This window comes from Collinsella aerofaciens, from assembly GCF_040910265.1.
Classification (GTDB): Bacteria; Actinomycetota; Coriobacteriia; order Coriobacteriales; family Coriobacteriaceae; genus Collinsella; species Collinsella aerofaciens_BK.
On the sequence record NZ_JBDGAW010000015.1, the window covers coordinates 22320 to 34036 of the forward strand.

The 11717-nt window shown below is 62.1% G+C and carries 9 protein-coding genes; 8 read left to right on the forward strand and 1 reads right to left on the reverse strand.

Annotated elements, in window-relative coordinates:
* From carB to AB5Z14_RS07070, 4 genes are all read left to right on the forward strand, one after another.
* Complete coding sequence (gene carB, locus AB5Z14_RS07055; RefSeq protein WP_368130880.1) at window positions 1-3315, forward strand: carbamoyl-phosphate synthase large subunit; 3315 nt, start codon at window positions 1-3, stop codon at window positions 3313-3315.
* A 480-nt stretch (window positions 3316-3795) separates the two neighbouring features.
* A complete protein-coding gene (gene purE / locus AB5Z14_RS07060; RefSeq protein ID WP_006235810.1) occupies window positions 3796-4260 on the forward strand; it encodes a 5-(carboxyamino)imidazole ribonucleotide mutase in 465 nt (154 codons plus the stop codon).
* A 35-nt stretch (window positions 4261-4295) separates the two neighbouring features.
* Entirely contained in the window at window positions 4296-5294 is a 999-nt protein-coding gene (locus tag AB5Z14_RS07065; protein ID WP_368130881.1) for a class B sortase, read from the forward strand.
* Between the two features lie 64 nt (window positions 5295-5358).
* Window positions 5359-5778, forward strand: a complete 420-nt coding sequence (locus tag AB5Z14_RS07070) for a molybdenum cofactor biosynthesis protein MoaE (RefSeq protein WP_233542722.1) — start codon at window positions 5359-5361, stop codon at window positions 5776-5778.
* A gap of 90 nt (window positions 5779-5868) precedes the next feature.
* On the opposite strand, the gene AB5Z14_RS07075 is transcribed toward AB5Z14_RS07070, so the two are convergent.
* Window positions 5869-7098, reverse strand: coding sequence for a putative ABC transporter permease (locus AB5Z14_RS07075; protein ID WP_148331752.1), 1230 nt, complete (start codon window positions 7096-7098; stop codon window positions 5869-5871).
* Window positions 7099-7394: 296 nt separating this feature from the next.
* Between AB5Z14_RS07075 and AB5Z14_RS07080 the strand changes: the two genes are divergently transcribed.
* From AB5Z14_RS07080 to AB5Z14_RS07095, 4 genes are all read left to right on the forward strand, one after another.
* On the forward strand, window positions 7395-9065 hold the full coding sequence (locus AB5Z14_RS07080) for an amidophosphoribosyltransferase (protein WP_148331751.1): 1671 nt from the start codon (window positions 7395-7397) through the stop codon (window positions 9063-9065).
* A 157-nt stretch (window positions 9066-9222) separates the two neighbouring features.
* The gene (purM, locus tag AB5Z14_RS07085; RefSeq protein ID WP_055251557.1) at window positions 9223-10326 is read left to right on the forward strand and encodes a phosphoribosylformylglycinamidine cyclo-ligase; all 1104 of its coding nucleotides are present in this window, start codon (window positions 9223-9225) and stop codon (window positions 10324-10326) included.
* Window positions 10316-11017, forward strand: coding sequence for a phosphoribosylglycinamide formyltransferase (gene purN, locus AB5Z14_RS07090; protein WP_368130882.1), 702 nt, complete (start codon window positions 10316-10318; stop codon window positions 11015-11017). Before purM ends, purN begins: the two co-directional genes overlap by 11 nt.
* Before the next feature lie 152 nt (window positions 11018-11169).
* On the forward strand, window positions 11170-11634 hold the full coding sequence (locus tag AB5Z14_RS07095) for a PTS sugar transporter subunit IIA (RefSeq protein ID WP_368130883.1): 465 nt from the start codon (window positions 11170-11172) through the stop codon (window positions 11632-11634).
* The last annotated feature ends 83 nt before the right edge of the window (window positions 11635-11717 follow it).

Here is an 11717-nt window from a genome sequence, read left to right on the forward strand (position 1 = left end):
ATGCCGAAACGTACTGACATCAAGCGCATCCTCGTCATTGGTTCGGGCCCCATCGTCATTGGTCAGGCGTGCGAGTTCGACTACTCCGGCGCCCAGGCCTGCAAGGTGCTCAAAGAGGACGGCTTTGAGGTCATCCTCGTCAACTCCAACCCGGCGACCATCATGACCGATCCGGGTCTTGCCGACCGCACCTATGTTGAGCCCATCACCGCTGAGTTTATCGAGCGCGTGATTAAAAAGGAGCACCCGGACGCGCTGCTGCCCACGCTGGGCGGTCAGACCGGCCTCAACGCCGCCGTCGAGCTGGCAAAAGACGGCACGCTCGACAAGTATGGCGTCGAGATGATCGGTTGCGACCTGGCCGCTATCGAGCGCGGCGAGGACCGTAAACTCTTTAATGAGGCCATGGCCGAGATTGGCCTGGAAGTTGCGCGCTCGGGCTATGCCTACAGCGTGGCAGATGCCGAGGCTATCGCCGAGCGCGTGGGCTATCCCTGCGTGCTGCGTCCGAGCTTTACCCTCGGCGGCGCCGGCGGCGGCATCGCACACACCCACGAGGAGCTCGTCTCCATCGTAAGCCAGGGCCTTGAGCTTTCGCCCGCACACGAGGTGCTGGTCGAGGAGTCCATCGAGGGCTGGAAAGAGTACGAGATGGAGGTCATGCGCGACCACGCCGGCAACGGCATCATCGTGTGCTCCATCGAGAACCTCGACCCCATGGGCGTCCACACCGGCGACTCCATTACCGTGGCGCCGGCGCAGACCCTCTCCGATCTTGAGTACCAGCGCATGCGCGTGGCCTCGCTCGCCATTCTTGAGAAGATCGGCGTCGAGACCGGCGGATCCAACGTGCAGTTTGCCGTGAATCCGCAGACCGGCCGCCTCATCGTCATCGAGATGAACCCGCGCGTGAGCCGTTCGTCCGCGCTGGCCTCCAAGGCCACGGGTTTCCCCATCGCCAAGGCCGCCGCACGCCTGGCCGTGGGCTACACGCTCGACGAGATCGTCAACGACATCACCAAGGCCACGCCCGCCTGCTTTGAGCCCACGATCGACTACTGCGTCGTCAAGGTGCCGCGCTTTGCCTTCGAGAAGTTCAAGGGCACCGACCCCACGCTCACCACGCGCATGAAGGCCGTGGGCGAGATCATGGCGATCGGCCGTACCTTTGAGGAGGCCTTCGGCAAGGCCATGCGCTCGCTGGAGGACGGTCACCAGGGTATTTGCGCCGGTGGCAAGGAGGGTGCCGACAAGCTGAGCGACGACGAGCTCGCTCAGGCCGTGGCCACCCCGACCGAGCACCGCATCTTCTTTGTGGTCGAGGCTCTGCGCCGCGGCTGGGACGTCGCGCGTATCCACTCCATCTGCGGTATCGATCCGTGGTATCTCAACCGTATTAACGACATGGTTCAGGTTCAGGAGAGCATCCGCGGCCTGCGGGTGGAGGATATCGACGCCGACGCGATGCGCCTGCTCAAGCAGTACGGCACGAGCGACGCTGAGATTGCCGCGCTGACCGGCTCGGACGAGCGCTTTGTGCGCGCTTACCGCAAGGGCCTGGGCGTGGTTCCCAGCATGAAGACGGTCGACACCTGCGCGGCCGAGTTCTCGAGCGCCACGGAGTACCACTACAAGACCTACGAGAACATCTACCGCACGAGCCCGGACGCCAAGAAGTGCGTTGCCCCCGACGAGACCACGCCGGCGGACAAGCCCAAGGCCATGATCCTGGGCGCCGGTCCCAACCGCATTGGCCAGGGTATCGAGTTCGATTACTGCTGCGTGCATGCGAGCTACGCGCTGGCCGCCCGCGGCTTTGAGACCATCATGGTCAACTGCAACCCCGAGACCGTCTCGACCGACTACGACACCTCCGACCGCCTGTACTTTGAGCCGCTCACCTACGAGGACGTCATGGATGTCATCGATGTTGAGCGCCCTGACGGCGTCGTGGTGACGCTCGGCGGCCAGACCCCGCTTAAGCTGGCACGCATGCTCGAGGAGAGCGGCGTAAACATTATGGGCACCAAGCCCGATGCCATCGACTTTGCCGAGGACCGCGAGCGCTTCGCCGCCCTGCTCGACAAGCTGGGCATCATGTACCCGCCGGCGGGCCAGGCGACCTCGTTTGAGGAGGCCGAGGCCGTGGCCGCGCACATCGGCTATCCGCTGCTGGTGCGTCCGAGCTACGTGCTGGGCGGCCGCGGCATGATGATCGCCTACGATGCCGAGCATCTGCGCGATTACATGGCCGAGGCTGCGCGCATTAGCCCCGACTACCCGGTGTATCTGGACCGCTTCCTGGAGGGTGCAATCGAGTCCGATGTTGACGCCCTGTGCGACGGCGAAGAGGTGTATATCGGCGGTATCCTGGAGCATATCGAGGAGGCCGGCATCCATTCCGGTGACTCTGCGACCTGCATCCCGCCGTTCAGCTTTAGCGAGAGCCTGCAGGCAAAGCTTCGCGAGACCACGCGCCGTATCGCGATGGCGCTGGGCGTGCGCGGTCTCGTCAACGTGCAGTACGCCATCAAGGGCGAGACCGTCTACGTGATCGAGGCTAACCCGCGTGCCAGCCGCACCGTGCCGTTTATCTCCAAGGCCACCGGCGTGCCGCTGGCCAAGTGCGCGGCGCGCATCATGGCGGGCGATTCTATCGCGAGCCTGGGCCTGCCGAGTGACGAGCGCCAGCTCGATTGGTTCTGCATGAAGGAAGCCGTTATGCCCTGGGGCCGTTTCCCGGGTGCCGACGTTATCCTGGGGCCCGAGATGAAGTCGACAGGAGAGGTCATGGGTATCGCCAAGAGCTATCCCGAGGCGTACGCCAAGACGCAGCTGGCAATCGACTACAAGCTGCCCGATCCCAGCAGCGGCAAGGTGTTCATCAGTGTGTGCGACCGCGACAAGCGTCACATCCTTTCGGTCGCGCGCATCCTGCGCTACCTGGGCTTTGACATCTGCTCCACCGAGGGCACGGCGCGCGTGCTGCGCGGCGGCAACGTGACCTGCGAGGTCGTGGAGAAGATCAGCGGCCCGCACGATGGCGAGCGTCCCAACATTGGCGACCTGATCGCCGATGGCAAGATCGCGGTGATCGTCAACACGCCGTACGGCCCAGGTTCGCGCGGCGACGGCTACCTGCTGCGCACCGAGGCCGTGCGCCGCGGCGTGACCTGCGTGACTGCGATGTCCGCGGCCAACACGTACGTGAGCGCCATCGAGGCGGTGCGCGAGGACCAGCAGGGTCACGGCAGCGCCAACGACATGGGCATGGACGTCATCGCCCTGCAGGACCTGCCGCAGTACACGGTGTAGACTGACCTGTCCGGCCGGGGCGGGGGAGCCGAGTTTCCCACTTCGCTCCGGCTGCAAGCAGAGTCGCTCAGTGGGAAACTCGGCTCCCCCGCCCCGGCCTGCGGTGACTTGGTTGCACCGTGTGCTGCAGAAGGGGCTTTGCGCGATGACTAGGGCTGAATAAAAAGTGAGCGTGGGATCCACCGTTCGTTCGAACGGCGGATCCCACGTTTTGTATGGGGCCTTTCAGCCTCGTCAACCTCCCATTCCAAACCAAATCAGCCAACGTACGTCATGGCAATCCCCGGTAGGTCGAAGGTGCTCTGCGGCGGCCCGGTGTTTTCATCTGAACGACTTTGCGTAGCAACCGGAGTGAAGATGAAAACACCGGGCCGCCGCGGAGCACCCACAGACCGCAGGGACGGGAGCAGCTATACTACTCTCAGTAGTTAAGGGTCGCGGATTCGCTGCGTCACCGCTCTCAACAGGAGGTCTATGTTTATGGCAGATCAAAAGCCGGTTGTCGGGATCATCATGGGTTCCAAGTCCGATCTGGGCGTTATGGAAGGCTGCACCGCCGAGCTCGAGGCACTGGGTGTGCCCTATGAGCTCGTGATCGCGAGCGCACACCGCACGCCGGCGAAGGTCCACGAGTGGGCTTCGACTGCCGCCGATCGCGGCATCAAGGTGATTATCGCCGCCGCCGGCAAGGCCGCTCACCTGGGTGGTGTCGTGGCTGCCTTTACGCCGCTGCCGGTTATCGGCGTGCCTATGAAGACGAGTGACCTGGGCGGTATGGACTCTTTGCTGTCGATGGTGCAGATGCCCTCCGGCGTGCCCGTGGCCTGCGTTGCCATCAACGGCGCCAAGAACGCTGCCATTTACGCCACGCAGATTCTGGGCGCATGCGACCCCGAGTACCGCAAGGTTATCGAGAAGATGAAGCAGGAGATGGCTGACGCCTAAGCGTTCCGCCGTTTCGCCGCAGTATAAGGAGAGCCATGTCCGATTATCAGGGAAAACGATTCAAGGCTTCTCAGATTCCCGATCCGTCGAAGCCGGGTGCCGCCCATGCGGCGCAGCAGGGTCGGACATCCTCTCCTCAGCAGCCGCGCGCGCCGCGCCCCGTGACACCGGCGACGTATCGTCGACAGGACGCGCCGGCCGCATATCGTCCTTCGTCTTATAGCTCCGCTAAGAAGCCGCCCCGGTCTTCATCGCATGCCGCGCCGTCGGATTACACCGAGCCGCCGCGCAAAAAGCGCCGCTCCATTATTCCCATTCTGCTCATCATCATCGGTATCGGCCTGATTGTCGCCGCCGCCGCTATCTTTATTAATGCCCAGATTGGCTATAAGCAGGCGAGCGATTCGTATCAGAAAATCGAGAAGCAATATGTAAGCGATAAGGACGCCAGCGGCGTGCCGATTATCGACTTTGATGCGCTTGCTCAGACGAACCCCGAGATTGTGGGTTGGATTTACGTGCCGGGAACCAATATCAACTATCCCGTGGTGCAGACCAACAACAACTCCAAATACCTCAACACGCTGTTCGACGGAACGGCTAACGCGTCCGGTGCCATTTTCCTGGATAGCGATGACACCGCGCCGGGAATGGTCGACCAGCAGACCACGATCTACGGCCACCATATGAACGACGGATCGATGTTCAACGTGATTTCGGACACCACTGATCAGGCGACGTTCGATAGCATCGAGTTTGTGTACTACATCACGCGCGATGCGACGTATAAGCTGCGTCCGCTGGCGACCAAGGTGGTCGAGGACACGTATGCCAAGGCGCGCACGACCAATTTTGAGGGCGACGACGGACTCAAGAACTACCTGTCCGAGATGCTCGACGGCGCTTCCGCCGTGGCGAGTGATGCTACCGATCGTGCCGCTTCGGCAACTAAGGTTGTAACGCTTGTGACCTGTCGTTCGCTGTCGCTGAGCAACACACGCGCCGTCATGGTGCTCACGCCGGTCGAGGAATAAGTTGTTCGAGAGTAGCTAAAAAGGCCCCGTCCCAAATTGGCTACTCGACGACGGTAAGGGAGAAATGATGCTCGAGAGTGGCAAATTGATGCCTTCGATTGATGCTTGGCTGCGTGAGGCCAAGGCCGATGCTTCGGCGGCGGGCTGTGGGATGTATCTGACGCATAACGGTGTGGTGCGCGCGACGCCCAAGGCCGAGGTGCGCGGAGTCGAGACCGATGGCGTGGCGCCAGGCCACAGGGTGGGCGGCATGGTCTTTGACTACGACGCCGAAAAGGTACGGTCTGCTATCGAGGCCACGCGCGCGATGCCGGGTATCGGCTATGTGCGCGTGTGGCTGGCAAGCGGCGAGCTTGCCGTAGGTGACGACATCATGCTCGTGCTTATCGGCGGGGACATTCGCCCGCACGTGGTCGATGCACTGCAGGCGCTCGTTGGCACCATCAAGAACGAATGCGTGAGTGAGGTCGAGCGCGAGGCGTAGAGGCTTGCGTCGATAGAAGTATCGTTTATAAAAATGCCCACCGGTACGTGTGATACCGGCGGGCATTTTGCGTTTTGGGCGCGGTGAGCGCTACACGCGCGTCGCATCCTTGGGGCTCATGGTCATACTCTGAAAACGGTTCTCCATATATTCGTTATCGAAATGCTTGTCATAGAACTGTGCGACGGGAATATTTCGAACGGTTCCGTTGACGCGCTGATACCAATAGTCGAGCGATTGCAACGTCATGACGCCGTCGATCAACATGACGGCGGTCAGGATGACGGTAGCAGAGTAGCGGCGTTTCCATGGAATCATATTGATGAGCTTAAGCAGGCGCGGCAGCAAGACCTTGATCCAGATGAGGCCACCCAGGCCCCACATGCAGGCAAACGGCGTGCATGTGCGTCCCCCGGTCAATACCGCGATGGGATCGGGCATGCCGAATAGCCTAATGTGTGAATAGCTCCACGACACCACGCCAAATGAGGTCTGCATAAACCAGCCTACAAACACCTCGAAAGCGCCGCCGATCAGGGCACTTACCAGGAAAATGATCAGAGGATTCTTTTTATAGAAGCGGTTGAGCGCCATGGTCATGAGCACCGCGCCAAATCCGTAGATGGGGCTAAAGGGGCCAAATAGCATACCGGCACGGTCCTGATAGACGCCGGGATCGACGACGACCATATGCCAGACTTCCTCGAGAATGAGACCTAACACGCTGCAGACGAAGAATACCCAGAACAGGTTGAAGTAGTTGAGCTTGATGTAGCCCTCGCCGGTTTCGTCGCGGCCGAGCATCCCCTCGGCGGCGGCATCGCGGTCGAGCATCTCTTGCAGACGGCGCTGCAGTTCGCGCTCCTGGCGTAGCGTGGGGTCGACGGTGGCCGACAGCGCAATGAGGATGACAAGCTGGACGGCGGGGCGCAGCAGGAAGGGTCCGATGCCCTGGAGCATCACGTCAACTAAAAGCTCCACGACGGTAAATGCGATGAGGACGTAAGACAGGCGGGCGGCATTGCGCCGCTGGTCCTTGATGAGGTCCAGGCCAAAGACGATCAAGATGATCGCGCTTGCCGCCGAGAGCATAATGCCGGCGACGATAAGGCCGACTGCGACTAGGGTGTTATCACCGAGCTTAGCGGCGACGTTGCCGTTAATGAGTGCGGTGATGACCTGCCACATAAAGACGGCGACTGACGGGAGCGTGCCCACGCCAGATAGGGTGCACAGGACTGCGTAGACCTTGATGATAAGGGGGATCTTCTTGGCCTCCGTGGTGCTGGGGACACTGGGGTCGAGTTGATTTCGATCCATACGCTACCTTTCTCGTCTTGTAGTAGCCTACAAGGATACGCCGACGACCAGCTAAAAGACAGGACGAACGTCCCAATTGCAACAATGTAGCCCCTAGCGCGGGCGAGACACGGCGCACGGGAAGTCTTCGAGGCCGTTGCCCCTGAGAGTGGACTACCCAATAAAATGTTTGGTCGCAAAACGGATAATAAGCTCGGTGGGCTTTTAAAAAGCGCTGCTCATGCGCGGGGGAGCGCGTCGCGCCGTGCGTATAATAAGGCGGGTAACGCCAAAATACGAGGCTCTGAGGGGATGCCATGTCTCAAGAAACCATCCGCGCGGCCGAGCGTGCCGCGGGACAGGTGAACGCCATGTCGACGTATGATCCGGACTCTGACCAGCTGCATGAGGAATGCGGCGTTTTTGGTGTCTGGGCGCCCGATCGCGACGTGGCTCGACTGACGTACTTTGGCCTGCGTGCACTGCAGCATCGCGGCCAAGAATCGGCGGGAATCGCCGTTGGTGACGGCGGTACGGTTATGGTCCGCAAGGATCTGGGCCTGCTCGACCGCGTGTTCTCCAATGCCGACTTGTCGACGCTCTCCGGTCAGCTGGCCGTGGGTCATGTGCGCTACGGCACCGCCGGCGCCAAGAGCTGGGAAGCCTCTCAGCCGCACCTCTCTACCATCAATAGCGTCATTATCGCGCTCGCGCACAACGGCACCCTCGTCAACACCGACGAGCTGCGTCGCCAGCTGATCGAGCTGGGCGTACCGTTCCTCTCCAACTCGGATTCCGAGGTCGCGACCAAACTCATCGGCTACTTTACTCAGCGTACTGGCCATCTGCGCGAGGGCATTCGCAAGACCATGGAGCTCGTGCGCGGCGGCTACGCCATGACGCTCATCAACGAGCAGGCGCTCTACGCATTCCGCGATCCGCACGGCATTCGCCCGCTCGTGCTGGGCAAGCTGGTGGATGAGGGCCTGGACCAGGCCGATGCCGCATCCGTTTCGCAGCTGCCGTCGCAGGACGGCGCCGCGACGGTCGACGCCACCACCCATGTCACGCGCGCCGGCGGCTGGGTCGTTGCCTCCGAGACCTGCGCGCTCGATATCGTGGGCGCCGAGTACGTCCGCGACGTCCGTCCCGGTGAGATTTTGCGCATCAGCGCCGAGGGCCTTGTGTCCGAGCAGGGCGTGCCTGCCGCCGAAGAGCCTGCTAACTGCATTTTTGAGCAGGTCTACTTTGCCCGCCCCGACTCCATCATGAACGGCAAGAGCGTCTATGCCTGCCGTTACGACATGGGTCGTCAGCTGGCACATGAGGAGCCCGTCGAGGCCGACCTGGTCATCGGCGTGCCCGACTCCGGCCTGCCGCCCGCGGAGGGCTATTCGCACGAGAGTGGCATTCCCTTTGGCGAGGGCCTCATCAAGAACCGCTATGTGGGCCGTACGTTTATCGAGCCTACGCAGGAGCTGCGTGCCATGGGCGTGCGTATGAAGCTCAACCCGCTGCGTGACAACATCGAGGGCAAGCGCCTGGTCGTCATCGACGACTCCATCGTGCGCGGCACCACCATGGTGCAGCTCGTCAAGATGCTGCGCAACGCCGGCGCCAAGGAGATTCATATCCGCATCAACTCGCCCGAGGTCATCTGGCCGTGCTTCTACGGTATCGATACCGACGTGCAGTCGCAGCTTATCAGCGCCAACAAGACGGTCGACGAGATTTGCGAGTATATCGGCGCCGATTCGCTGGCCTTCCTTTCGGTCGAGGGCCTGCTTAAGGTCATGCCCAAGGGCGGTTACTGCGATGCGTGCTTTACCGGCCGCTACCCCGTGGCGATTCCCGAGAGCTTTGGCCGCGACAAGTTCATGGAGGGCTTTAAGCCCCGCAACCTGGACAAGCCGCTGCACTTTGATGACGACGCCGTGGTCGAGAAATACGACGATCGCAGCTGGGAAGAGGAACACGGCGAGGCCTAAAACCTGCCAAAAAGGGACAGGTTTATTTTGGTAGGTTTTACCTGCTGTTTTGTTGATATGACGGCGCGCGTTGTTATGGCGCGCGCCGAAATGAACGCAACTATGAGCACCGTTTGGCGCCCGGGCGGCGCCACGGTAGTGGGAGAGGAAGGCTCAGATGAGCGACAGCAAGCATGTGACGTACGAGGACGCCGGTGTCGATACCGCCGAGGGCGGTCGCGCCGTCGACGCGATTAAGCAGATGGTCAAGGACACCAACCGCCCCGAGGTTATCGGCGGCATTGGCGGCTTCGGTGGCCTGTTCTCGGCCGCCGCGCTCAAGGATATGGAAGACCCGATCCTGATCAGCGGCACCGACGGTGTGGGCACCAAGCTCGTGCTCGCCCAGATCATGGACCGTCACGAGACGGTGGGCCAGGACCTGGTCGCCATGTGCGTCAACGACATTCTGGCCTCGGGCGCCGAGCCGCTGTTCTTCCTGGACTATGTTGCCATCGGTCATATTGAGGCCGAGCACATGGCAAAGATCATCAAGGGCGTGGCCGACGGCTGCAAGCTCGCGGGCTGCGCGCTCGTGGGCGGCGAGATGGCCGAGCACCCGGGCGTCATGGCTCCTGCCGATTACGACCTCGCCGGCTTTACCGTGGGCGTTGTCGATCGTCCCAAGATGCTCGATCCCGCGAACGTACGTCCCGGCGACGTGATCCTGGGTCTGCCTTCTACCGGCGTGCACTCCAACGGTTACTCGCTCGTGCGCAAGGTCATCGGCGTCGACGGCATCAAGCCGGGTACGCCCGAGGCCGCCGCTAAGGCCGAGGAGCTGAGCCGTCCGCTCGAGGAGCTCGGTGGCGCTTCGCTTGCCGACGCTCTGCTGGCTCCCACGCGCATTTACGTCAAGCCGATTCTGGAGCTGCTGCGTGGCGGCGCCAACGTTCACGCCATCGCCCACATCACCGGCGGCGGCATTACCGAGAACCTCAACCGTGCGCTCGCCGACGACGTCGACGCCGTGGTCACCCGCAACGGTGCCGAGATGGGCTGGGACGTTCCGCCCGTTATCACCTATGTGTCGCGCCAGGCCGAGCTCGCGCCCAACGAGGCGTGCAAGACCTTCAACATGGGCGTTGGCCTGTGCCTGATCGTTGCCCCCGAGGACGAGGCCGCTGTGACCGAGGCTCTGGTTGCGCTCGGCGAGAAGCCGTTCCGCGTGGGCGAGTGCGTCGAGGGTTCCGGTAAGGTCGTGTACTCCGATGAGCGCTAACGAGCAGATGGCTGCTGGCGAGGGCCTGGGCTTTGTGCCCTACACCCGTCCGACCGGCACCGATACGGCCGCGCCGCTCAAGATCGGCGTGCTCATCAGCGGTTCGGGCACCAACCTGCAGGCGCTGATCGACCTGATCGCCGCCGGCAAGCTCAACGCATCGATTGAGCTTGTGGTGTCGAGCCGTCCTTCGGCCAAGGGACTGCAGCGTGCCGAGCGTGCTGGCATCCAGACGCTCACGCTGTCCAAGGATGTGTACGCCGACCCCATCGCTGCCGATGAGATCATCGCGCACGAGCTGCTCGAGCGCGGCTGCGAGTACGTGGTCATGGCCGGTTACATGCGCATGGTGCATACGCCGCTGCTGGCAGCGTTCCCCAACCGCGTGGTCAATCTGCATCCGGCGCTGCTGCCGAGCTTTACCGGCGCCCATGCGATTGACGATGCGTTTGCTCGCGGCGTCAAGGTGACCGGCGTGACCGTGCACTTTGCCAACGAGATCTACGACAACGGTCCCATCATCGCCCAGCGCGCGCTGGCTGTTGAGGAGGGTTGGGATGTCGACACGCTCGAGGAGCACATCCATGCGATCGAGCACGTGCTGTATCCCGAGGTCGTGCAGATGCTCGCCGACGGCCGCGTTCACGTGCTGGAGAGCGGCAAGGTCGCAATTGATGCGCCTCGCGGCTAGCGGCGCACAGTACAATTTAGCCGAGTAGTCAGGGTGGTCATTGGCGCCAAGGCGCGAGTGGCCGCCCTTTGTTTTAGGTAGTCACCTGCGACGTTCTTGAATGACTAGTCATTCAAGAACGTCGCAGGTGACTAGGTGAGAGAGGTGAGCGCATGGCGGATAACGAAGCGCTTTTTACGCCTGAGCTGGTGTTTTTTGATTGGGAGTGTGTGTCGCCGGATGAGGTGTTTGCGCAGCTTGAGGGCGAGCTTGCCCCGCGCGGCTACATTGCGCCTGGCTGGCTTGACGCCGTCCGCACGCGCGAGGATGCCTATCCCACGGGGCTTGCCATGCCGGCTGCCAACATTGCCATCCCGCATACCGACCCGGGATTTGTGGCCAAGCCCTATATCGCGGTAGCGAAGCCCGCCGCGCCCGTGACGTTTAGCGCCATGGCGGGTATGGGTGCTCCCGTGCCGGCGCAGATCATCATCAACTTAGGGATAGCCGAGCCGGGCGGCCAGGTCGAGGCGCTGCAGGCGCTCATGAATATCTTTATGGATGCCGACGCCGCAGCCGATGTGCTCGGCCAAACCACGCCCCAGGGCATGGTCGACGCCATCCGCCGCCACTTCTAAGGTCGGACTAAGCCGGCACTTAGGGACGTTCCTTATGTGCCGGCACTTGGGGACTGTCCCTAACTGCCGGCAGAAAAGGAACG

Bases quoted from the DNA above. Each gene is read 5' to 3' on its own strand.
- AB5Z14_RS07095 (WP_368130883.1), top strand. From the start codon at position 11,170: ATGGCGGATAACGAAGCGCTTTTTACGCCTGAGCTGGTGTTTTTTGAT.
- purM (WP_055251557.1), top strand. From the start codon at position 9,223: ATGAGCGACAGCAAGCATGTGACGTACGAGGACGCCGGTGTCGATACC.
- AB5Z14_RS07075 (WP_148331752.1), bottom strand. From the start codon at position 7,098: ATGGATCGAAATCAACTCGACCCCAGTGTCCCCAGCACCACGGAGGCC.
- purE (WP_006235810.1), top strand. From the start codon at position 3,796: ATGGCAGATCAAAAGCCGGTTGTCGGGATCATCATGGGTTCCAAGTCC.
- purN (WP_368130882.1), top strand. From the start codon at position 10,316: ATGAGCGCTAACGAGCAGATGGCTGCTGGCGAGGGCCTGGGCTTTGTG.
- AB5Z14_RS07070 (WP_233542722.1), top strand. From the start codon at position 5,359: ATGATGCTCGAGAGTGGCAAATTGATGCCTTCGATTGATGCTTGGCTG.
- AB5Z14_RS07065 (WP_368130881.1), top strand. From the start codon at position 4,296: ATGTCCGATTATCAGGGAAAACGATTCAAGGCTTCTCAGATTCCCGAT.
- carB (WP_368130880.1), top strand. From the start codon at position 1: ATGCCGAAACGTACTGACATCAAGCGCATCCTCGTCATTGGTTCGGGC.
- AB5Z14_RS07080 (WP_148331751.1), top strand. From the start codon at position 7,395: ATGTCTCAAGAAACCATCCGCGCGGCCGAGCGTGCCGCGGGACAGGTG.